The following is a 23,605-nucleotide window of genomic DNA, read 5'->3' on the forward strand; positions in this document are numbered from 1 at the left end:
GACCATGACGAACTTTGAAACGATCATTGGACTTGAAGTCCACGTAGAATTAAAAACAGATTCAAAAATGTTCTCGCCTGCGCCTGCTCATTTTGGTGCAGAACCAAACACGAACACGAATGTTATCGACCTTGGCTATCCGGGTGTACTTCCCGTTATTAACAAGCGTGCAGTTGAATGGGGTATGAAAGCAGCGATGGCGTTGAACTGTGAAATTGCCGAGCACACGAAATTCGACCGTAAAAACTACTTTTATCCGGATAATCCAAAGGCGTATCAAATCTCTCAGTTTGATCAGCCAATCGGAGAACACGGCTGGGTGGAAATCGAAGTGGATGGCTACAAAAAGAAAATAGGCATCACACGCCTTCACCTTGAAGAAGACGCAGGCAAGCTGACGCACACAGATAAAGGCTATTCGCTTTGTGACTATAACCGTCAGGGAACGCCCCTGATTGAAATTGTCTCGGAGCCCGATCTGCGAACACCTGCTGAAGCTTATGCCTATCTTGAGAAAATAAAATCAATCATTCAATATACAGGAGTTTCCGACTGTAAGATGGAAGAAGGTTCGCTCCGCTGTGATGCCAACATTTCCCTTCGTCCGATCGGTCAGGAAGAGTTTGGAACAAAAGCAGAGCTTAAAAATCTGAACTCCTTTAATTTTGTAAAAAAAGGTCTGGAGCACGAACAAATCCGTCAGGAGGAAGTGCTGCTGTCCGGCGGAGAAATCCAGCAGGAATCACGCCGTTTTGATGAATCAACAGGAAAAACGCTGCTGATGCGTGTAAAAGAAGGATCAGATGATTACCGCTACTTCCCGGAGCCGGATCTTGTGTCGATGTTGATTGATGAGGAATGGAGAGAGGCGGTACGTGCTTCAATTCCTGAGCTTCCAGATGCCCGTAAAAAAAGGTATGTTGAGGAACTTGGTCTGCCAGGCTATGATGCGATGGTGCTTACGATGACAAAAGAAATGTCTGATTTCTTTGAGTTGACGCTTGAACAGGGAGCAGATGCGAAGCTTGCTTCAAACTGGCTCATGGGAGAAGTATCAGCCTACTTAAATGCAGGCCAGAAGGAATTGAAGGATGTCGCGTTAACCCCTCAAGGATTAGCTGGAATGATTAAATTGATTGAAGATGGAACCATTTCTTCCAAGATTGCGAAAAAAGTGTTTAAAGAGCTGATCGAAAAAGGCGGAGACCCGAAAAAAATTGTTAAAGAAAAAGGGCTCGTGCAAATTTCAGATGAAGGCGAACTATTAAAATTCGTAACGGAAGTACTGGATGCAAATCCTCAATCCATTGAAGACTTTAAAAACGGAAAAGACCGTGCGATTGGCTTTTTAGTAGGTCAGATTATGAAAGCCTCAAAAGGGCAGGCAAATCCGCCAAAGGTCAATAAGCTTTTAAACCAGGAAATTCAGAAAAGATAGGAACTAGCTAAAAAGTCTAAAATTTTTATAGTATAAGGTGAGCTGTGGGCTAAGCCTGAGGAGGCTCAGCGCCGTCCCTGCGGAAAGCGTCCGTCTGAAGCGCAGTGAACCGGTCAAACAGCCTGAGACATATTTGTGTCTCAGGCTTTTTTTGAGCAAAATAATGGTAAAGATTCAACGGGTATGCCATTCTTAAAAGAAAATCCAGTCGATGAGGTGATTGAAATGTCAGCATTAAATGAATGGTTTCAAAAAGGATTAACTGTCGAGGAATACAAAGATCAGATGACTGCTCATAAAGAAAATATGGATGAAGTGAGCAGACAATTTTCTCTACCTGACGATCAGGAGTTTTTCTCAGAGCTGGCTGCCCGTCATTTACGCGCCGTTGTGTTAACGGAAGATTGGTGCGGAGATGCCATGATGAATAATCCGGTTTTGATTGCACTGGGAAAAGCTGCGGATGTCGAGGTCCGATTCCTTCTCCGTGATTCAAATCTGGAACTGATGGACCAGTACTTAACGAATGGAAGAGCGCGGTCGATTCCCATTTTCATATTTATTGATGAAGAAGGCAGGGAAGTAGCCAAATGGGGGCCAAGAGCCAAAAAAGTGCAGAGCTTTGTAGATGAAGCAAGAAGCTCACTGCCTGCAAAGGACGACCCTGCTTTTAAAGATGGTCAGGATCTTCTCATTAAACACCTTACTTCAGCCTATGTGGAACGCAAAGACTTTTGGATGGAAGTGTACGCCGAATTAAAGCACACACTTCAAACGACATAAGCTTATGCAAGAAGAAGGTGGAAATCTTTTTCCCCTCGCGTTATGATAGAGATGAGCTGGGATTCCAGCTTGTCTTTTTTTGGCGAAATAAAGGAATAAAGTTCAGCTTTCTGCAGCATAGAATATGTGTATATCCTGTGATTTCAGGCAGAACTGACTTTCACACCACGATCGTTAAGCGCCTTATTTTACAAAGAGTAGGATGAACCCTAATGAAAAGAGCCCGTATTATTTATAATCCAACATCAGGCAGAGAGCTGTTTAAACGGCATCTTCCTGAGGTACTGATGAAACTTGAACAAGCCGGCTACGAAACGTCCTGTCATGCGACAACGGCAGAAGGGGATGCAACCCTTGCAGCAGAGACCGCTGTTAAACGAGGATATGACTTAGTTATTGCAGCTGGCGGGGACGGCACGTTAAATGAAGTTGTTAATGGTTTAGCAGAGCAGCCGAACCGTCCCAAACTCGGCCTGATACCGATGGGTACAACCAATGATTTTGCCCGCGCGCTTCATATCCCGCGCGATATTGAAAAAGCAGTTGATATTATTATTAAAGGCGAGACGATCCCCGTTGATCTTGGCAGAATGAACAATCGATACTTTATTAATATCGCCGGGGGCGGACGTATCACTGAATTAACATACGAAGTACCAAGCAAATTGAAGACCATGCTGGGCCAGCTTGCGTATTACCTCAAAGGGATTGAAATGCTGCCTTCCTTTAAGCCTTCAGATGTTCGTATTGAATATGACGGAAAGGTTTTTGAAGGAGAGGTTATGATCTTTCTCGTGGGCTTGACGAATTCTGTAGGCGGATTTGAAAAGCTTGCGCCGGATTCTTCAATCAACGACGGACTGTTTACGCTGCTGTTTTTAAAGAAAACAAACCTGGCAGAAACCATTCGCATCATTTCACTTGCTTTACGAGGAGAGCATCTCAATGATCCTCATCTTGTGTATGTAAAAGCGAACCACATTAAAGTAACAGCAAAGGAAAAGGTCCAGTTAAATCTGGATGGAGAATATGGCGGTTTGCTTCCTGCGGAATTTCAAAATCTTTACCGTCATTTAACCGTGTTTGCTCCTTTAGATCAGCTGCGCAAGGAAGATCGCGTTGATGCGGATAAAACCGTTACCCTTAAAAACAGTTTGTACGAATGAACTATTTGTATATTTCCACAAAAAAAAAGACCCCGCAAAGGTCTTTTTTTGGTTTTATTGATAAAGCCATTCAACTGCATTGTCCTGATCTGCAGCAAGTGCACATTCTTTTACCGGCGTCCATTGAAATTGATAATGAAGACCGCCATCTTCTCCGTCTCCATCCACAACATATTCCCATTCGTCGCTTGTCTCCGCTGTTACTTCAAGATGAAAGAAGTTTCGTTCATAATATTTTTCCCTGTCTTCTGCATAGTACATGTATTTATGAAGCTTGCCTTGAAGTTGGAGATCGTCCCGCTTTAAACCGGTTTCTTCCTCCACTTCACGGTAAAGGGCATCAATCAGCAGCTCTGTATCCTCAACCGTCCCTCCAGGCACCTGCAAACCTGCCTCCGGGTAATCGCGATGAGTGAAGACGAGCAATTCTTTATGGCCTCCCTGTTCGCGTGTAATATAGGCAAGTACTTTTCTTTTTACCATCGGTGACTGTCTCATACTCATTCTCCTTTTTATAATTTTTAGAATAAATTGAATATTTTATTTATTTTACACAATATTAAATCGAAAATCAAATTAGTTTTTCCGATACACGTATGTTGTGAATTATTTATACCCTTGTTCAGTCACCTGTAAACCTGTTAGAAAATCGCAGCAGCTTTAAAGTTGTGCTAAAATGAAAGGTACGAATAAACGAGATCCTAGTGAAAAGGAAGAGTAGAATGTCAAAAAAATTAAGCGTAAACCCTTTGCCCGTTAAAAAAAATGATGTAATAGACGTTAACATAGAAGATTTAACCCATGAAGGCCACGGGGTGGGGAAAGTGGATGGCTATCCACTTTTTATTCCAAATGCCCTAACAGGAGAGCGCGTTCAAGTAAAAGTCCTTAAGACAACTAAAAAGTTTGGATTTGGACGCGTGATGGACTGGCATAAAAAAAGTACAGACCGCGTGGAGCCGCCCTGCCCAGTGTATGACCGATGCGGAGGCTGCCAACTTCAGCATTTAAGCTATGAAGGCCAGCTTGCCGCCAAACAGAAACAGGTGCAGGATGTGATGGCGAGGATCGGCAAGCTCCCTGACGTGCCGGTTCACCCAACGATAGGGATGGAAGAACCCTGGCGTTACCGCAACAAAAGCCAGGTTCCGGTTGGTTTAAGCGAAGGCCGTGTAATCACCGGCTTTTATGCAAAACGGAGCCACGAAATTGTCGATGTGAATCAATGCATCATACAGGACCAGGTGAGCGACCAGGTGATGCAGATTGTAAAAGAAAAGGCGAACGAACTTGGAATTCAGCCCTACGATGAAGCCAGCCATAAAGGCGTGCTGCGGCATGTGGTCATACGCCGTGGCAGAACGTCAGGTGAAGTCATGGTTGTTCTTGTCACAAGAACGAAGAAGATTCCATATGAAGCAGAATTAGTTACTGCTTTAAAGGAACAGATTGAGGGACTTGCTTCTATTATTCATAACATCAATGCAGAGAAAACAAACGTCATTATGGGTGAGAGCAGCAACGTGCTGTGGGGAAGTGAAGTCATCTATGATTCAATAGGCGATATCCGCTTTGCCATTTCAGCACGCAGCTTTTATCAAATCAACCCTGTTCAGACTGAAGTGTTATATAAAAAAGCACTCGAATACGCGGAATTGACCGGGGAGGAATCGGTTGTCGATGCTTATTGCGGAATTGGAACCATCTCCCTGTTCTTAGCTCAAAAAGCCAAGAAAGTGTACGGCGTGGAAATTGTGGAGCAGGCGATTGAAGATGCAAAGAAAAATGCCGAATTAAACGGCATTCACAATGCTGAATTCGAAGCAGGACCGGCAGAAGAAGTAATACCGGCGTGGCATAAAGAAGGGAAGAAAGCAGACGTCATCGTGGTGGATCCGCCCCGTAAAGGCTGTGATGAAGCCCTGCTTCAAACGATTTTGGAAATGAAGCCAAAACGCGTCGTTTATGTCTCCTGCAACCCCGGTACACTTGCCCGCGATCTTCGGGTGCTTGAAGACGGTGGCTACCACACGGTTGAGGTGCAGCCAGTGGATATGTTTCCGCAGACGAGTCACGTTGAATGTGTGGCATGGCTCGAAAGTTCCCTTTCCTGAAAACGATTCGTACTAGTCATTAAAAAAATAAGTAGTTAAAAATAAGAGTGATGGCCAAGTGCTGTTACTCTTTTTGTTTATTTGTGAATAGGATGAATTATAAAAAGATAGAGATGAAAAACAAATTTAATTTACATATTAAAGAAAAGTATTGAGAAAATAGTGCTATTTGTTTAAAGGGTCCAGTATACTATAAATTAGAAAAATAAATTTAAAATGTTGGTAATGAAAATACAATCAAATAAACTAGAAAATTTTATTGGAGGTTTTCTTAATACTATGGCTAATCATAATGCAAATCAAAACCTTGAAATTGATATACTTGATAATGACTTTAATTTTGAAGAAGTTGAGGGGCTGTTATCAAAACAGTTAGAAGAAAGCTTTTTAAATTTAGAATTTCTTGAAAGCAACAGAGAAACAATGTCTAATCCAGATTCATTAGGAAAAGTTGTATTAGATGAAGTTTGGAAACAGTTCGGAAATCAGATAGGTCTCGATTTGACTAATGAGACACTAATTCAAAAATATGATAGAGAGCATCCTGAGCAATATAAAGATATTGCTAATACAGTTATGCAAGATAAAAGTTATAAAGATACTAATAAGGCGATGAAAGATCAACAACAAGCTGGAAATTTAATAGATGAATATACAGGAAAAGAAATGAAAATTAATGAAAAAGCTAATTTAGATCATGTAATCTCAAGAAAAGAGATATTTGAAAATCAAAGAAGAAAGCAAGCTAATTTAGATGTAGCTGGTCTTGCCAACAAAGAAGAAAATCTAAAACCTACAAACGAATCTTTAAATAAAAGTAAAGGTGCTAAGAGTAACAAAGAGTACATAAAAAGTCGTGAAACTAGAGAAAAATCACTTATTGAACAAAATGAAAGAGCTAATAAAAAGGTGGATGAATCAAATAAGTCTGATCTTGAAAAACGCTTGCAAAAAGAAAAAAATAACAACCGTTTAAAGGATAAACTTGCTGCTGATGACAAACTTATGGTCCAAGCCGATAAGCAAGCAAGAAAAGCAATCGATAAAGATATTCGAATTAATGCAACAAAAGAAGTCGGCAAAAAAGCAGGGAAAGATGCTTTAAAAACTATGGCTATCTCAGCACTTTTTACGCTATTGAAAGAAATTATGAATGGATTAGTACGGTTTTTCAAATCAAAACATAAGTCTTTTAATGGGTTTTTATCTGAAATGAAAGAGTCGATAAAATCATTCTTTACCAAAATTTTTAATGTGGTTCAGACAGGAGCAACGACTCTCATTGGTACAATTTTGTCTGAAATATTCGGACCAATTGTAAGCCTTTTTAAGAAATTATCAAGTTTAATTAAACAAGGAATATCTTCTATAGTTGATGCAGTTAAATATCTCAAAAATAAAGAGAATAAGGGTAAACCATTTACTGTCTTGATAGCTCAAGTTGGGAAAATAATAACAGTTGGACTACTTGGAGGTAGTGCAATATTTTTGGGAGAAGTTTTTGAAAAGTTTTTGCTCACAGTTCCCGGAATGCAAATTACATTCCCTCTGATGGGAACTCTTGCTAATATAACTGGCATTTTTTTATCAAGTTTAGTATCTGGATTAGTCGGTGCAATAGTCTTAAATCTCATTGATAAATTCATATCTAAAAAGATAAATGATGAGAGTCATAAACAAATTATCAACAAAAAAAATGAAATTATTAATTTTCAGCAGGTTCAATTTTCTGTATCTGAAAATCAAGTAGCGGCATCAAAAGAAAATGCTATGAAAGAAACTAGTAATAACCATGCAGAAGCAAAAAAGAAAATGGAAGAATCGCTAAATAAAATTTTTGCTGAAGATAAGACTAATACTATTAAAAAGAGAAATAGTATAAGTAAATATCAAAGTGACTTTGATCAAATGCAAAAGGATTTAGAAGATTTACTTTGAAGTAATAGGGAGTGTCATGAATGAGTGTTAAAGTACCTAAAAATAACAATTATAAAGGAATTATTACTACTAACTCAAATGATTTTAATGAGAAGAAAAACAAGTTAAAGGCTTTTAGCGAAGACTTGCCTAAACAAGGAGAGTTACCAAGTGTACCTTATTCAGGTGGGCTATTTGGTTTATTTAATTACGATGTGACGGGGGGAGACTTAAATAGACTAACTGAAAGTATACAAAATAAGATGATCGCTCAGAATAAAGTTCTCGTTAGAACAATTCAAGAGTTTAATACTATTTATGATACGTTTACAGCACTAGATAAAGAATACTTACAAGGTATTTTGATCTCAGTAAAAGCAGCTGAAAAAGCAAATACAAAGGCGTTAGAAGGAGTAGAAGGTGTACATTTAAATAACATTAAGATTGAAGGAATTGTTAATCAACAAAAGCAGGTAATTGAGGTTTTGCAAAAATTTAAGTTGAAAATTGAAAAGATAGAACACTTGTCGGATGTAGATAGAATGTTTAATGTACTTTCAAAACTCCAAAGCAATCTTGATGTGGTCGAAGAAGAAGTTGAATTAACGGAAGAAGTGTTAACGAACTTGTCTGATGATATAAAATCATTAGTAGCGAAGTCTATATTTTTTCAAGAAGAAATGAACCTTCTTAAAGAAATTTATAATGATCAAATTCAAACACTGAACAAACAAACTTCAGATCAACATGAAGGTTTGAGTAAAGTAGAATTAATAATCACAAATAACAGGAGTAACATCGAAAGCTTAAGTAAAGAAATTGCTTTTATAGGAGAGAAAATCAGTAATCTAAACAGCCTAATACTGAATGAGTTACAATCTTTAACTGAAAAAATTGATCAAAAGAACCTTGAGTTTATTTATAGATTTGATTCAATATCTAACGAAGTGTTAAAGTGCAAATCAGATTTCGAAAATGTTATAAATGAACTTAGGTTGGTGACTAAACAACAAGAAAAAAATGTATTAAAAATAGAGAAATTAAGTAAGGAAAATTATGATGATTTTGTAACCTTGAATAAGAAAGTTTCTATTCATGTTGAGAAATTTAATGATGTAACACAACTTTTTCAAAACGATATTCAAACGCTAGATGATAAAATCGATCGAATAAGAAATGAGTTTGAGACGAAACACCATTCAACAGCTAATGAAGTCATTAAAAATAAGACTGATTTTGAAAATGCTATTGAGGATTTCAAAGTTATGTTTAAACAGCAAAATGAAAGTATGTCTGCTGACTTTGAATCAAAGTTGTTAAAGGAAAAAGAACAGGTAAGAGAGCTTAATAAATTATTAAGGACACAAACAAAATCATTAAAAAATACTAAGCTTATTTCATATGTTAGTATTGCCTTCTCATGTATTCTAGGAACGTTAATAATAAGTGGTGTAATATGATGATTTCAGAAAATTATAAACACCTGCTTGTTAAAGAGACTAAGCAATTAGATGTTTATTTAGGACGAAATACAGACTTTCAAAAACTAGTTCAAGAAATAACTGATGAACAAAATGATAAAGCTGCTTTAGAGCTAATCAAAAACTTAGGTATTTTAACAAAAAGAGAATCATTGCCTAAGATGGAGGAAAAGCAAGAAAAAATTGTTGAGATATTATATAAGTATCTAGGAGCTCAAAAGATTGATTGGCTTGTCCAGGATTTAAAAGATTCATCGTATGTTTCACTAGAAAACTTATTAGTTCAATTAGAAGATTTGATAGGTCTCGAGAATGTAAAGCAACAAGTCCGTGATTTGATTGATTATAATAAAATACAACAGATGAGAGTAGATAATGGATTAAAAAAATCCAATAAGACTTATCATATCGCCTTCCTTGGGAATCCAGGGACAGCAAAAACTACAGTAGCACGCATTGTTGGAAGAATGTATAAAGCTATTGGTTTATTGAGTAAAGGTCACTTTATTGAAGCTAGTAGGACTGACTTAATTGCTGAATATCAAGGACAGACAGCAATTAAGGTCAAAAGACTAATTAATCGTGCTAAAGGTGGGGTTCTGTTTATTGATGAAGCTTACAGCTTAACAGAGAATGATCATAGTGATAGTTACGGAAGAGAAAGCCTCACTGAATTAACAAAGGCACTTGAAGATTATCGTGATGACCTAGTAGTAATAGTGGCAGGGTATGCAGATTTAATGGAACAGTTTTTTCAATCCAATCCTGGATTAAAGTCTAGATTTAATACTTTTATTTCCTTTAATGATTATTCTTTAGAGGAGCTTGTTCAAATATTCAATTATAATTGTAAGCATAATGATTATATAGCTGAAAAGGAAGCTATTGAAAAAGTTCGTGACTTGTTAAAAGTAAAGTTAGATGAAAAAAATGAACAATTTTCTAATGGGCGTCTAGTTCGAAATTTATTTGATGATATCACAATGAATCAAGCAAAACGGCTTTCAAAAATAAAAGAACGTATTGTTAAAGAAGAATTGATTCTATTGAAAAAAGAAGATGTTTCTCAAGGAACTGAAATCATAAAATAATTGGAACTTGCGATTCAGACTTTAAAACTGTCTTTGCATATAGCTGCGGATGTTTAAACATGGCGGTCGGAAGTATAGAGAGAAAATATACTGGAAACCACAGCAGAAATAAAAATAGATTAACTTAACTAATGTCAGTCATCCCTTTAAAAGTAGTTAAACTTCTTTTATAAACATGGCTGACATTTTTTAAAAGGGAATGTAATACATATTAAAGCTCATATTTCATGTATCAAAACAAGTTTTTACAAAGAAAGAGTATACCGTGATGGAATGTATGCCTACTTACTTCTTGAAGAGTAAATTTAAAGGAGGATTTTATAAATGTTAATTTCAGAACTTCACATAAGTAACTTTAGATCATTTGGTGCAGATATTCAGTCGGTTAAAATTGATAACTTAACAGCTCTAATAGGCTCAAATAGCTCAGGTAAAACTAGTATGATTTACGCTTTGTTAAGATTATTTGGTCAGAGAAATAATGATAGAACTCTGATTAAAACGGATTTTCATGTTTCTGAAGATGAAGATATATCTAATATCGAAGAAATAAATCTCAGTATAGAAGCAAAAATTTCATTTCCAGAATTAAATTTTCAAGAACCACAGGAAATTACAACTATACCTGAGTTTATAAAACAGTTGGTTGTAGATGAGGCTGGAAAAGAGCCGTATTTAAGAATACGTTTAGTTGGGAAATGGGTACAGGGTACTACTCCAGAAGGTGATATTGATCAAGAATTATTTTATGTAAAAGTACCTTACGGACATGAGGAACAAGATGCTTTAGTTAAGGTGCCAGTTCATCATAAAAAGTTAATTCAAATGATGTATGTGCCTGCTATGAGAGATCCAGCTAATCAGTTGAAAAATGCTTCTGGGACAATACTTTGGCGTATTTTTGGTGGAATTGAATGGCCGCAAAATATAAACCAAGATATAGAATCATTAACTAATCCAATTGAAGAGTTGTTTAGTGGTGTTGACGGAATTAAAAATGTACAAGAAATCTTAAACATTCAATGGAATAAATATCATAAAGATCGAAGATATTCAAAAAGTCAATTGAAGTTTAATAGCAGTAGTTTGAATGATTTTTTAAAAAACGTCGAGATTTTGTTTAGTCCAGCTGTTCAAGGTAATTCTATGAGGGTTGATGGGTTGGGTGATGGTTTAAAATCATTATTTTATATAACATTAGTCTCTTCACTGCTTGAAATTGAAAATAAACTAGATAAAGAAGATAAACCATTGTTGAATATATTAGCTATAGAAGAGCCCGAGAATCATATATCACAGCATTTATTAGGAAGAGTAGTTAGGAATTTAAAAGAAATATCTGACAGAGAAAATTCACAAGTTATATTATCTTCCCATAATTCGTCTATCATTGGAAAAATTGATCCCGAATACATTAGACACGTGCAAATAAGCGATTCAAAGTCTCTGGTCCACAATATTTCACTTCCTGAAAAACATGCTGAAGCATTTACTTATATTAAAGAGGCGGTTAAATCTTATCCTGATTTGTACTTTTCAAAATTAGTGGTTTTAGGAGAAGGTGATAGTGAGGAGATTATATTGCCAAAGTTATTAAGTGCTTCTGATGTTTATCTTGACGATTTCAATATTTCAGTAGTGCCACTAGGTGGAAGACATGTTAACCATATGTGGAAGCTCCTAAATGATTTATCGATTCCTCATGTTACTTTGTTAGATTTAGACAGAGAGCGGAATGGAGGCGGTTGGGGAAGAATCAAATATGTATTAGAGCAACTTAACGAAAATAATAGATGTTCCGAGGATCTTAGAACAGTTTATAGAGGTGAAGAAGAAAGACATATTTATAGCTTAGAAGAAATTAAAGAATTTCATAATAGAGATGTAGAAGAATTAGAATCAATGAACACATGGATAACCAAATTAGAAGGAGAAGATATATATTTTTCATATCCATTAGATATAGATTTCTCTATGTTGAAAAATTTTCAAGAGAAATACCAAAACACGATGACTAATGGACCGAGGATTCCAGCAGATGAACAATCCACAGAGTACCATAATAAATTGCAAGGCTCCATCCAAGCTTCTCTTAAAAATAAACTGGCTGTTGCCAAAACATATTCTTTTGAGGAAAAAAAGTTAATGATATGGTACAATTCATTATTTTTAGGTAGAGGGAAACCAAGTACACATATTGCTGCCTTGAAGGATGAAGAAGACACTACATTATTGGAGAATGCCCCCAAAGAACTATTAAGACTTTTAGATAAAATAAAAGAAAAATTAGATTGAACAGGGGGGGAATGATGAAAAATAAAGTATCTGAGCAAGATTGGAAGCCATCAGATAACATAGGATTAGAGGATGATGCATTAGCTTCAATAAAAGAGCCTAATAATGTTTCAATTGTTGCTGGACCGGGAGCTGGGAAAACTGAGCTTTTAGCTCATAAGGTTGGATACCTAATTGAAACGGGAGTATGTAAATATCCAAAAAAAATTTTAGCTATAAGTTTTAAGGTGGATGCTGCCAAAAACCTTCAAGATCGTGTTGAAAAGAGATACGGTAAAGACGTTTCAAACAGATTTGAGTCCAAAACATTCGACTCTTTTGCAAAAGTGTTATTGGATCAATTTCACCATGCCTTATCTGAAGAATATAAACCAGCAAAACAATATGAGATTATTAATAATGAAAGATTAATAGATGATATTATTAAAGGGTATATTACTGATACAAATGTATATTATCCGTCATGGCAACAGGAGTATAATCTTTCAAGAGTTAATAAACTATTGAAAGAAACAAGACTTCCTTTATCAACTTTTGATAATGATTTGTATGATTGGATTAATAAGAGATTATGGAATGTATTATTAAAAGGAAAGAACAATTTAAATAGTTCATTGACCTTTCACATGATATCAATTTTAGTAGAATATTTATTAAGAGATAACCCACTAATTGTTAAATCTCTACATGCTACATATAGTCATGTATTTTTGGATGAATTTCAGGATACGACATATATTCAATATGATTTGTTAAAAACAGCTTTTTTAGATTCACAATCTACTGTTACAACCGTAGGTGATAATAAACAACGAATAATGGGTTGGGCCGGGGCACTAACAAATGCTTTTGAAATTTTTAATAAAGATTTTAATGCAACTCAGTTCTCATTGTTAAATAATTACAGAGCCGCTCCTAGATTAATCTATATTCAGAATTTATTTTCTAAAACACTAAATAATGCTTCGGTTGAAGCAATTCCAGCGGGAGAGTCAAGCGCAGTAGATGGAGTCTGTGAAATATGGACATTTCAAAATCATAAGAATGAAGCAAATATTTTAGCGGGAAAAATAAAAGAATGGATGGATTCTGAATATTTAATGCCAAGAGATTTCTGTATTATTGTTAAGCAACAGGAACATGTATATGCCGCGGAAATTACTCAAGCTCTTTCGAAGTTAAATATTGAGAGTAGAATCGAGAAAGAATTTCAGGATTTATTAGCTGATGAATTAATTATACTATCCTTAAATTTTTTAAAATTGTGTGGAGAGGAAAAATTTCCGGATTTATGGTTAGAATTTACCGATACAGTTATTAAAATAAAATATACACGTTCTGACTTAGAAGATATAAACATATTGAACGTAGAAAAGGATTTATCAAAAACTTTAAAAACAATTACCGATACTTTTTCTAATGTTAATGAAGCAAATTTTGAGACAGAGTTTCAAAAAATATTAAACATGATAGTGGAATTTTTAGGTGAAGAGAATATTAAGGCAATCTATCCAAAATATAACCAAAAAAACTATATAGAAGATAGAATTGAAAGAATGATAAATAACCTAAACTATTATGAAGGTGCTTCGTTGATGGATCTAATTCAAGAATTTTATGGAGAATATAGCATTCCTATAATGACAATTCATAAAAGTAAAGGGTTGGAATATAGCACAGTTATATTTGTTGGTTTAGAAGATGCAGCATTTTGGAGTTTTAAAACTCAGAAAGAATCAGATAAGAATGCATTCTTTGTAGCTTTATCCCGTGCTAAGCAAAGAGTTATCTTTACTACTAGCAAAGAGCGGGAAATTTTAAAATATGGGAAGCTTACCTATGTGACACAAGATGTTAAGGAAATATCAGAAGTACTAAAAATACTAGTTGATGCAAAAGTTCCTATAGTTAAAGAGATTGACCATACAATTGATAAATGATTTAAATGAAGTACAATATGAATTATATATTAAATAAAACAATACGATCTATTATCAAATAATATAGACGAGAGTTTTAAAGATCAACGCTAGTCTATTAATTCTTTTAAATTAACACAATGAACTGTAACTTAAAGCAATACACCACTACATCTCACGTTATTTTGTATTTTTACTACCGTCAGGACTCCAGTCATGTGGAGTGTGTGGCATGGCTGGAACTCGTTTAACATTATTCTCCAGCCCAAGCTGGCATACATTAAAATCAGAAGTTTGATTAGTATACGATTGATGATATATGTAGCTAATTAAAAATAATCTATCTTTAAAGCATCCACTCAATATGGTGGATGTTTTTTTTGTTAAATTCATGTAACCGCACATACATAAATATGAAGGACCATAAATTACTTGGATGAGGCTTGCAGTATATTTCAGGAAGGTGATTTGTTGAAAAAGCTAAACCCTGAAAAGTTAACTGTTGAATTCAGTACTGGTGCAACGATGACTGAACCGGTAATAGGCCGCAAGTATACATTAACTCACTCAGACATTACTGCAGATCTTTTTCTCACAATTGGTCTGCAGTTTGCTCTTGAAAAAGTAAATGCCATGAGAGATGAAGTGCTCGCAGAATGGAAGATGGGTAATGGATTTCCATTTCTATACGTATATGTTTATGTTGATGGAGAATTTGATCCAGCAGTTACTGCTAGGCGGAATGCAATTTTCAGGCGGGAGATGCCTTTAGCTTTAGAGGCAATCAGGTATGGCGATAGAAAATTCTTTGCGACGCATTCAGCATTAGACAGGGCACCAATTTGGATTCATTTTGATTCAACAAATCCACTGTATAACAAGTTTGAGAACTGGGGTACACCTGGTGATTATCAGTAATTCGCTTTTGATCTCAATGGAGTTTATGACGAGTATTTTAGAAAGAAGATAATTTACAGTATCTATTTTTAGGATGTTCATTTTCATCTCCTTATGATGTGAATTAATTATGGTTGCTCAAAACTAATGATTGACCTGGTAGATCGTAAGAACTTTCATAATATATAATCTTTATTGATTCATATTGTGTAAAAGTTCTTCCTTGTGTTAAAGTGTCAAAACAAACTTCATATGAATTCCTTATATAACTATGGTGATATGGACCATAAGTCTCTACCTGGCAGCCTTAAATTGCCGGACTATAAGGAAAGTCATTCTATACATAAAAGTGTATGGGGCTTTCTTTATATATGGAGAAAGTCGCATACACTTTTTTATTTTTTCCTAATAGTGGTCTGACATCATACGACTACATAGAAATATAAGCAATTATTGAAGTGAACACATCAATGGGAGGTATCTTGCTTTGAATTTTGTTTATGGTATTTTTTCTTTAATGGGAGTTCTATTTCTGGCCTGGCTATGGAGCAGCAAGCGCTCTGCGATTAATTGGCGCATAGTCCTTACAGGGATTATGATTGAATTTTTGCTTGTTTTATTCGTTTTGAAGGTTCCATTTGGACAAGTCATCCTGAATAATGCAGCGCTCGGTGTTCAGAAGGTGATCGATTATAGCACGGAAGGAATTATGTTCGTGTTCGGAGGTTTTTATGAAGAAGGGACCAATATCACTTTCGTTTTTGCAATTAATGTATTGGGTGCGATCATTTTTATTTCGGCAATCATTTCAGCCCTCTACTATTTGCGCATCATTCCTTTATTTGTAAAGTATTTAGGGATTGTGCTTGGCAGGATTTTAGGTACAACAAAAGTGGAATCGTTTAATGCAATCGGCAATTCCTTTTTGGGCTTAGTAGAGGCCCCGCTTTTGATCAAACCTTATCTTATCAAGCTGACCCGGTCAGAGGTTTTTGCTGTGATGGTTGGAGGAACCGCGTCGGCAAGCGGAGCAATTTTGATCGGGTATTCCTTAATGGGAATTGATATGAAGCTGCTGCTTATTTCCGTTTTCAGTGTGCCGCTCGTTTCCCTCGTCATTGCCAAAGTGATGGAGCCTGAAACAGAGGAATCGCAGACAAATGGCGATATATCGTTAGGAAAGACTGCGCATACCAATGTATTTGAAGCAATTGCAGATGGGGCGTTAAACGGAACAAGGCTCGCCATTAATATTGGGGGTCTGCTGATCGCCTTTATTGGAATCCTGGCATTAATTAACGGTCTGCTTGGTTTGCTCAACACAGAGCTTTCCACCATTTTTGGCTATATTTTCTATCCTTTGGCGATACTGATCGGCATTCCGATGGATGAAGCATTTAAGGCCGCCTCCATTATAGGCACAAAGCTTTCTGTTAACGAATTTGTCGCATTCAGTGAGCTGTCTTCAATCATGGATGATCTTTCACCAAAGACAGTGGCGATTTTAACCGTTGCGCTTTGCAATTTCGCCAACCTGTCCTCCATTGGACAATTAATTGTTGGATTAGGTTCCCTAGAGCCCAGCCAACAAAAGACGGTATCCAAGTTAAGCTTCAAAGCAATAGTGGCTGGAACCCTGGCAAGCTTTATTACGGCCATCATTGTCAGCCTCTTTTTATAAGAATCATCACGATCTTTTTTTAAAAATACTATAGTCAGCTCGCATGGCATTTGGAGTGTGCAGCTCAACTGAGGAGGCTCCACCCTGCAAAAATGATTCTTCAACCTTAGGGAGTCACGAGAGTACGATTACTGACCCGAAAACTCCTTCATAAAGGCCAATGCATTCTCTTTGTTACCCGAATCTTTTCGAATGGCTGCAATTTTTCGCGTTTGGTCATGTACAGGAACACCGTTAAATAGTGATTCATTCGTAAGTTCTATTCCGTAAAGCTGCTCCTTCCCATCTTCACCCGTCTGTGCATAGTGAAGAAGACGGGATGTTTCTCCCCCAGACTCAAGTTCATTCAGGGGGTGAAACATGCCGCTCGGGGCGTGAAGGTTAAAATAGTCGAGATCCATAATATATAAATCCGGTTTTTCTAAAGCTAAAATGGCTGCGCTTTTTTGCTGAATGCCAATGTCACTTCCATCTGTCAGTTCATGAGGTGAATAATTTAACGTTGTCGTAATCCGCTCCCACTCTGGAAATGCAGTTAAGATATTTTCAACGATCTTGTTTTCATCTTTTTCACTAGCTGCAAGGCCTGGTTCAAAATAAGAACCATAAAACATAATAGAAACACTCTCTTTAGGAAGTGAATTGAGCTCTGCCTGTTCCTGGCGTTGATCCAATATGGTTTGAAAGGCAGCGACGCTCACAATGATCAACACCAATATTCCCAAGGTTTGGAGCTTATAGTACGTGAAGAAGTGCTCAACTTTAGCTCGTAATGTCTTTGAATCATTTGGTGGTAACGTACCGTGCTCTCTATGTTTTTTTATCGTTTCATAAGCATGATTTATGATTTCTAAATCAATGGGATCGTTGGCATCGGGATTATTTCGGCTGGCTTTTTCCTTTTTAATCCACATAAAATAGTGTCTGTCTATTTCTTCATCCGTCGATTCCTCTGAGCAGTTAAATATTTTGTAAGCTTCATTAATTTCCATACCTTCCATCTCATCTCCGTTCCGTCATCTGTAAATAGAATGGATAAGGTTTCTTTTTTAAAAATATACTTCAAGTATAACTAATATACTAGTATAATTGAAAGTAAATATTGGTGATTGTTTGGGAGAGGAGAATACGAGTATAGAAACGAAAAGAATAAATGGTTCAACACGTGATTATGTATATAAGATTATAAAAGAGCAGATTATTAATTGGGAATTAAAACCAGGGGTAAAAATCTCAGAGAACGAAGTAGCAAAGCAGCTCGAGATAAGCCGAACCCCCGTGCGTGAAGCGTTCTTAAAACTTGCGGAAGAAGAGCTGCTTAGTATTGTTCCACAAAGCGGAACGATTGTTTCACATATTGATTTAAATCTCGTTGAAGAAGGCCGCTTTGTTCGTCAAAAAATTGAAAAAGCCATTGTAGAAGAATTTTGCTTAACGTATGACGTGGATAAATTATTTCAAATGGAAAGCAATATTGCCTTACAGGAGCTTTGTTTAGAGAAACGTTCACTTCACCGGTTATTTGAGTTGGACGAGGAGTTTCATCGCATCATGTTTGAAGGCTGCAGGAAGATGAGAACATGGAAAATGATCCGACAAATGAACAGCCATTTTGACAGACTGCGTGTACTCCGGCTGGCGTCAAATCCAGATTGGAATGGAGTGGTCAGTCAGCATAAAACCATCTTCACCTACATTAGCAATAAAGATGTACAATTAGCAGTTGAAGAAATGAGCGCCCATTTAGATCTTGTCACATATGAAAAAGAAGAGCTAAAAGTCCGGCATCCTGAGTATTTTAAGTGACCGAGATAGGAATTTGAGGATTTTTATTGGGATGCAATACAAAATTGAAAAATCGCAGTATTAAGTAAGCGGAGCGAACCGGTCAAAGAGCCAGAGAGACTTTTGTCCCTGGCTCTTTTTCTGTTGGAAATCTATCATTTTACAGCTCGAAAAAAGGTTGATTTTTATTTAACATAATATTCTAAAAGCTGTTGACTTTTCTCTTTTTCAAGGGTAACATACTAACATACCAGTTTGAAAATTCAGTTTTATCCGAGATAAAAAAAGTCGATCCAACACACTATTTGGTGTAAAGATGTCTAAGTGAGACAGGGGCTTGGATCCTTAAAAGGGTCCCGTTATTATCGTTTATATGTAAGCGCTTACTGATCTTTGCTGAAAGGAGGAAACAATGAGACAAGATGATCCATAATAATCGTCGTCACTAGGGGACACTGTGTGATCAGCAATCTTTTTCCTCCGATATACATACAAGATAGATAGATTATCAATTTGGACGATGAAAGGGGACTCCGAATGCAAGAGTTAGCCAAAAATACAACACATACCAAAAGTAAAACTCAGCTCTCCACGATGGATGCAAGATGGAAGGGTACGATGAAAACCATTAAAAAAGACTGGCAGCTTTACTCACTGCTGCTTCTGCCAGTGATTTACCTCGTCATCTTTAAATATGGACCCATGTTCGGCAATATCATTGCCTTCAGACGATTTATTCCAGGCGGCAGTATTGTTGGAGAAGAATGGGTAGGCCTGTATTATTTTAAAATGTTTTTAGCGGACCCAACCTTTTACCATGTGCTGCAAAATACGCTTATTCTCGCTTTTCTTTTGTTGATCATTACATTCCCGGCGCCTATCATTTTTGCTTTGTTATTAAACGAGGTTAAGAGAAAAGGATTTAAACGGTTCGTCCAGACTACATCATACTTGCCGCACTTCTTTTCGATCGTTGTTGTAGCGGGGATGGTTTTAGAATTAGTGGCTGTGAATGGCACGATAAACAATATTGTCGAATTTTTCACAGGAGAAAGGTACAGCTTTATACAGATGCCTGAATGGTTTAGAACGATCTTTATTTCTTCGGACTTATGGCAGGGCTTGGGCTGGGGAGCAATCCTGTACCTTGCTGCACTAACTGGAATCAATAATGAATTATATGAGGCAGCATGGATTGACGGTGCGAACAGATGGCAGCAAACCATCCATGTAACAATTCCTGGCATTCTTCCTACCATCGTTGTTCTATTAATATTAAATATAGGAAATTTCCTTCAAGTAGGGTTCGAGAAGATTTTATTGCTCTATAATCCGTTGAACTATGAAACAGCAGATGTTATTGCGACCTATGTATACAGGATCGGGATCGAATCAGCAAGCTTCAGCTACGGTACAGCGATCGGGTTGTTTGAAGCGATAATCGGACTGACATTAGTTTTTGGAGCGAATTTTATTTCAAGAAAAATTACAGACAACAGTTTGTGGTAAGGGGGCTGCACAATGAAGGAATCTGCACAGTATAAAGTATTTAAAGTATTTAATGTGATTATTTTGCTGCTGATCGTATATGTAACGCTTTACCCTTTTGTCAATATCGTTGCTCAGTCCTTTAGCTCAGAAGCCAATATTAACGCAGGGAACGTAACGCTCCTGCCTAAAGGATTCAATGTTGAAACGTATGAGGTCGTTATGTCAGACAGCATGTTCTGGATCAATTACAAAAACACCGTCCTCTATACGGTTGTAGGTACAATTATTTCATTAGTGCTTTCCACGATGATCGCTTATCCACTGTCAAAAAAACGCCTCAAAGGCAGACGTTTTTGGACGATGTTTGCGGTATTCACTATGTTCTTTAGCGGAGGATTAATTCCGAACTACGTACTTATTCAAAAGCTTGGATTTGGCAATACCATTTGGGCGATTGTCATTCCAACAGCGATCAGTGTTTTTAATATGCTGATTATGAAAACATTTTTTGAAAATATACCAGAAGAGCTTGAAGAAGCCGCAATTGTGGATGGTTCGAGTACATATAACACATTAATTAAAATTGTACTTCCTCTATCAAAACCAATCCTTGCCACGATGATGCTGTTTTATGCGGTAACCCATTGGAACTCGTGGTTCCCGGCATTTCTGTATTTCAGTGATAAAGAATTATTCCCGGTCTCCATTTATCTTAGAAATCTGATTAAAGGGGCAGAGGGGACGTTGTCGTCAGGCGCTACGAGTGCAGATAATCTCACCCAGATTTCATCAAATATAAAATCAGTCACCATGGTTTTGACGGTTCTGCCTATTTTATGTATCTATCCCTATATTCAAAAGTACTTTGTCTCAGGAGTTATGCTTGGATCTGTTAAAGGATAATTCCCGAATTTGGACTTTCTGAAGCAGCTTTTCAGACAAGAATGTTTTTAATCAGAAATGTGAGTGCTGCATTTTAGTTGGAAGGGGTGGTTTTACTATTTTTACGCTTCATGAAAACTTTTAAAAATCAGGGGGAATGAAAAGTGGGAGAAAGCTTGAAAAGGTTTCTAATGTTCAATTCGGTTCTGTTGGTTAGTATGGGGTTAGCCGCTTGCAGTGATTCAGAAGAAGCAGGGGCGGATGGAGAAGACACATCGTCAATGGCAGATTACAGTGTCGGAGATCAGTTTAAAGCTGAAGAGCCGGTTGAGTTTTCAATGCTATTCAGTGATCATCCAAACTATCCGTTTAAGGAAGATTGGCTTTTGATGGAAGAGATTGAAAAAAGAACGAATGTGTCATTAGACATGACCATTGTTCCAATGAGTGATTATGCAGAGAAAAGAAGCTTGCTGATCAGCAGTGGGGACGCTCCATATATAATTCCAAAAACGTATCCTGGAGAAGAGTCAGCCTTTGTATCATCCGGTGCTATTCTTCCAATCAGTGATTATGTTGATATGATGCCGCACTTCCAAGCGGCTGTTGAAGAATATGATATCGGCCCTTATTTGGAAGGCCTGAGACAGGAAGATGGAAAATATTATGTTATGCCTGGTATGCATGAAAATGTATGGCCGGATTATACATTAGCGATGCGCTACGATATTTTAGAAGAATTGAACCTTGAAGTTCCAGAAACGTGGGAGGAACTGGAGGTTGTGCTGGAAGAAATGAAAAAGGCATATCCGGAATCAACTCCATTCTCGGACCGCTTTATGTTCGACAGTACCCTAAATATTGCTGCAACGACGTTTGGTACAAGAGCTGGCTGGGGACTTGGAAATGGATTAAAGTATGATGGCGATGCAGATAATTTTTATTTTGCACCAGCATCAGATGAACACAAAGAACTGGTCACGTATTTTAACGGACTGGTGGAAAAAGGATTGCTTGATAAAGAAAGCTTCACGCAAGAAGATGAACAAGCACAGCAGAAACTCATTAATGGAGATTCGTTTGTCATTAATACAAACTCTCAAACGGTCGTTGATTATCGTACGGATATGAACGAAACATTGGGAGAAGAGAATTTTGAAATCAAAAAGATTCCTTTACCGGGTGGTCCTGTTGGTCACGTAATGGGCGGATCCAAGCTTGAAAATGGGGTCATGATTTCATCTAAAGCAAAAGAAGATCCGAATTTTAAAGCGATGATTCAATTCCTTGACTGGTTATTCTACAGCCCTGAGGCTAAAGAATTTACAAAATGGGGTGTAGAAGACGTGACGTTCACTAAGGACGAAAGCGGAAAAAGAACATTGGCTGAAGATGTAAACTATGTAGGGTTGAATCCAGATGGGTCTAAGGCGTTAAACACGGACTTTGGCTTCTCCGGAGGAAACTTCTCGTATGGCGGCTCAACTGAATTGCTTCACTCCATGATGAATGAAGAAGAAATTGAGTTCCAAAACATTATGCACGAAACAAAAGAAACGATTATGCCGGATCCTCCAATTAAATACAATGCAATGGAGCTTGAGCAATCAACCCTGATGAGCACTCCGCTGATTGACCATGTTAAACAAAACACGCTTCAATTCATTTTGGGATCACGTGACTTATCAGAGTGGGACGATTATGTTGCTGAATTAGAATCTAAGGGTCTGCAGAAATTCGTCGATCAAGCAAATGAAGTGTATGCGAATCAAAATTAATCTTTACTAGAAGAGAATTGGAGGGATGCCTGCCGTACATGAACTACAGTATGGCAGGTTCGTCTCCTTTTTTTTGTAAACGCATACAGTTGTTCTTCTTTAATGATAAAATCAACCTATCATTTTAAAAATGATGAATTGAATGCAAGGGATGGGATGATCGTGGAAAATGGAAGGGAATTTGGACAGGGGCTCTTTTCAGTCGTAACAAATCATGTGTATTGGTTAGCGCTATTAAATGTCTATTTTATTTTGAGTAATCTCGTTTTTTTGTTCTTTTTTATCACACTTATTCCGAGTTTTTCTAATATTATTTTATACTTTCTTGCTTTAATCCCCACCGGACCAGCGATCACGGCTCTGTTTTTCACCCTGGGTAAACTGGTTGATGAAAAGGAAATTGAACCTGCAAAGGACTATTTTAAGAGCTACAAGGATAATTTCAAAGATACATTAAAGGTGTGGCTGCCTATTCTTCTTGTCGTTTTCATACTGATAGTGGATTTGCAGTATTTCTACGCACAGCCTTCCACCTTTAATCAAATTCTTGCAGGGATTTTTCTGGTTGCCTTGCTTTTGATCGGAACATTCTCGATCTATGTTTTTTCCATTACAGCCCAGTTTACGTTTCGGGTAAGAGATGTATACAGATTATCAATCTATTACAGCTTTAAGAAGATAAAGGCGACAACTGGCAATATCGGGCTGGTGATCATAACGGTTTTTTTGATGAATATCGTATCCGATTTTATTCTTTTATTCATCGCTTCTCTTGTCTGTTATTTTATGGTGATGAACAGCAAAGCCGTAATGGAAGACATGAAGGAAAACTTTGTTAAAGAAGAAACCGCACAGGATGAGAAAATAAGCATCGCTAAATAATTCCA

General features: G+C 36.9%; 18 protein-coding genes and 1 riboswitch. Of the genes, 16 read left to right on the forward strand and 2 right to left on the reverse strand.

Going from position 1 to position 23,605, the window contains the following annotated elements:
• Nucleotides 1-4 precede the first annotated feature (4 nt).
• The 3 genes from gatB to P6709_RS17965 all read left to right on the forward strand — a co-directional run bounded on the left by gatB (nt 5) and on the right by P6709_RS17965 (nt 3,387).
• Entirely contained in the window at nt 5-1,438 is a 1,434-nt protein-coding gene (gene gatB, locus P6709_RS17955) for an Asp-tRNA(Asn)/Glu-tRNA(Gln) amidotransferase subunit GatB (protein ID WP_278242302.1), read from the forward strand.
• Between the two features lie 135 nt (nt 1,439-1,573).
• A complete protein-coding gene (locus tag P6709_RS17960; protein ID WP_278242303.1) occupies nt 1,574-2,221 on the forward strand; it encodes a thioredoxin family protein in 648 nt (215 codons plus the stop codon).
• A gap of 212 nt (nt 2,222-2,433) precedes the next feature.
• Complete coding sequence (locus P6709_RS17965) at nt 2,434-3,387, forward strand: diacylglycerol kinase (protein ID WP_278242304.1); 954 nt, start codon at nt 2,434-2,436, stop codon at nt 3,385-3,387.
• A gap of 54 nt (nt 3,388-3,441) precedes the next feature.
• Here P6709_RS17965 and P6709_RS17970 read toward each other — a convergent pair whose 3' ends face one another.
• Nucleotides 3,442-3,885: an NUDIX hydrolase gene (locus P6709_RS17970; RefSeq protein WP_278242305.1), complete on the reverse strand. Its 444-nt coding sequence runs from the start codon at nt 3,883-3,885 to the stop codon at nt 3,442-3,444.
• Between the two features lie 224 nt (nt 3,886-4,109).
• Here P6709_RS17970 and rlmD point away from each other — a divergent pair, with 224 nt between their 5' ends.
• The 8 genes from rlmD (at nt 4,110) to P6709_RS18010 (ending at nt 16,782) form a co-directional block, all read left to right on the forward strand.
• A complete protein-coding gene (gene rlmD, locus P6709_RS17975) occupies nt 4,110-5,501 on the forward strand; it encodes a 23S rRNA (uracil(1939)-C(5))-methyltransferase RlmD (RefSeq protein WP_278242306.1) in 1,392 nt (463 codons plus the stop codon).
• Between the two features lie 279 nt (nt 5,502-5,780).
• A complete protein-coding gene (locus tag P6709_RS17980) occupies nt 5,781-7,439 on the forward strand; it encodes a hypothetical protein (protein ID WP_278242307.1) in 1,659 nt (552 codons plus the stop codon).
• Between the two features lie 20 nt (nt 7,440-7,459).
• A complete protein-coding gene (locus tag P6709_RS17985; protein WP_278242308.1) occupies nt 7,460-8,878 on the forward strand; it encodes a hypothetical protein in 1,419 nt (472 codons plus the stop codon).
• A complete protein-coding gene (locus tag P6709_RS17990; protein WP_278242309.1) occupies nt 8,875-9,990 on the forward strand; it encodes an AAA family ATPase in 1,116 nt (371 codons plus the stop codon). The genes P6709_RS17985 and P6709_RS17990 overlap by 4 nt, the downstream gene beginning before the upstream one ends.
• A gap of 324 nt (nt 9,991-10,314) precedes the next feature.
• On the forward strand, nt 10,315-12,285 hold the full coding sequence (locus P6709_RS17995) for an ATP-dependent nuclease (RefSeq protein ID WP_278242310.1): 1,971 nt from the start codon (nt 10,315-10,317) through the stop codon (nt 12,283-12,285).
• Between the two features lie 14 nt (nt 12,286-12,299).
• The gene (locus P6709_RS18000; protein WP_278242311.1) at nt 12,300-14,225 is read left to right on the forward strand and encodes a UvrD-helicase domain-containing protein; all 1,926 of its coding nucleotides are present in this window, start codon (nt 12,300-12,302) and stop codon (nt 14,223-14,225) included.
• A 450-nt stretch (nt 14,226-14,675) separates the two neighbouring features.
• On the forward strand, nt 14,676-15,122 hold the full coding sequence (locus P6709_RS18005) for a staygreen family protein (protein WP_278242312.1): 447 nt from the start codon (nt 14,676-14,678) through the stop codon (nt 15,120-15,122).
• 220 nt (nt 15,123-15,342) lie between these two features.
• A riboswitch (purine riboswitch) is annotated at nt 15,343-15,444 on the forward strand.
• Between the two features lie 144 nt (nt 15,445-15,588).
• On the forward strand, nt 15,589-16,782 hold the full coding sequence (locus tag P6709_RS18010) for a NupC/NupG family nucleoside CNT transporter (RefSeq protein WP_278242313.1): 1,194 nt from the start codon (nt 15,589-15,591) through the stop codon (nt 16,780-16,782).
• A gap of 128 nt (nt 16,783-16,910) precedes the next feature.
• Here the strand turns inward: P6709_RS18010 and P6709_RS18015 are convergent, their stop codons facing one another.
• A complete protein-coding gene (locus tag P6709_RS18015; RefSeq protein ID WP_278242314.1) occupies nt 16,911-17,774 on the reverse strand; it encodes a hypothetical protein in 864 nt (287 codons plus the stop codon).
• 121 nt (nt 17,775-17,895) lie between these two features.
• Between P6709_RS18015 and P6709_RS18020 the strand changes: the two genes are divergently transcribed.
• The 5 genes from P6709_RS18020 (at nt 17,896) to P6709_RS18040 (ending at nt 23,600) form a co-directional block, all read left to right on the forward strand.
• Nucleotides 17,896-18,588, forward strand: a complete 693-nt coding sequence (locus P6709_RS18020; RefSeq protein WP_278242315.1) for a GntR family transcriptional regulator — start codon at nt 17,896-17,898, stop codon at nt 18,586-18,588.
• A gap of 573 nt (nt 18,589-19,161) precedes the next feature.
• Nucleotides 19,162-20,076, forward strand: coding sequence for an ABC transporter permease (locus P6709_RS18025; RefSeq protein ID WP_278242339.1), 915 nt, complete (start codon nt 19,162-19,164; stop codon nt 20,074-20,076).
• A 12-nt stretch (nt 20,077-20,088) separates the two neighbouring features.
• Nucleotides 20,089-20,961, forward strand: a complete 873-nt coding sequence (locus P6709_RS18030; RefSeq protein WP_278242316.1) for a carbohydrate ABC transporter permease — start codon at nt 20,089-20,091, stop codon at nt 20,959-20,961.
• 143 nt (nt 20,962-21,104) lie between these two features.
• Nucleotides 21,105-22,718, forward strand: a complete 1,614-nt coding sequence (locus P6709_RS18035; protein WP_278242317.1) for an ABC transporter substrate-binding protein — start codon at nt 21,105-21,107, stop codon at nt 22,716-22,718.
• 162 nt (nt 22,719-22,880) lie between these two features.
• Nucleotides 22,881-23,600, forward strand: coding sequence for a YesL family protein (locus tag P6709_RS18040; protein WP_278242318.1), 720 nt, complete (start codon nt 22,881-22,883; stop codon nt 23,598-23,600).
• The last annotated feature ends 5 nt before the right edge of the window (nt 23,601-23,605 follow it).

This window comes from Jeotgalibacillus sp. ET6 (assembly GCF_029667115.1).
GTDB lineage: Bacteria > Bacillota > Bacilli > Bacillales > Jeotgalibacillaceae > Jeotgalibacillus.

Excerpts from the sequence above, each read along its gene's own strand:
- gatB (WP_278242302.1), top strand. The coding sequence starts at position 5 with ATGACGAACTTTGAAACGATCATTGGACTTGAAGTCCACGTAGAATTA.
- P6709_RS17965 (WP_278242304.1), top strand. The coding sequence starts at position 2,434 with ATGAAAAGAGCCCGTATTATTTATAATCCAACATCAGGCAGAGAGCTG.
- P6709_RS17970 (WP_278242305.1), bottom strand. The coding sequence starts at position 3,885 with ATGAGACAGTCACCGATGGTAAAAAGAAAAGTACTTGCCTATATTACA.
- rlmD (WP_278242306.1), top strand. The coding sequence starts at position 4,110 with ATGTCAAAAAAATTAAGCGTAAACCCTTTGCCCGTTAAAAAAAATGAT.
- P6709_RS17980 (WP_278242307.1), top strand. The coding sequence starts at position 5,781 with ATGGCTAATCATAATGCAAATCAAAACCTTGAAATTGATATACTTGAT.
- P6709_RS17985 (WP_278242308.1), top strand. The coding sequence starts at position 7,460 with ATGAGTGTTAAAGTACCTAAAAATAACAATTATAAAGGAATTATTACT.
- P6709_RS17990 (WP_278242309.1), top strand. The coding sequence starts at position 8,875 with ATGATGATTTCAGAAAATTATAAACACCTGCTTGTTAAAGAGACTAAG.
- P6709_RS17995 (WP_278242310.1), top strand. The coding sequence starts at position 10,315 with ATGTTAATTTCAGAACTTCACATAAGTAACTTTAGATCATTTGGTGCA.
- P6709_RS18000 (WP_278242311.1), top strand. The coding sequence starts at position 12,300 with ATGAAAAATAAAGTATCTGAGCAAGATTGGAAGCCATCAGATAACATA.
- P6709_RS18015 (WP_278242314.1), bottom strand. The coding sequence starts at position 17,774 with ATGGAAATTAATGAAGCTTACAAAATATTTAACTGCTCAGAGGAATCG.
- P6709_RS18025 (WP_278242339.1), top strand. The coding sequence starts at position 19,162 with ATGGATGCAAGATGGAAGGGTACGATGAAAACCATTAAAAAAGACTGG.
- P6709_RS18030 (WP_278242316.1), top strand. The coding sequence starts at position 20,089 with ATGAAGGAATCTGCACAGTATAAAGTATTTAAAGTATTTAATGTGATT.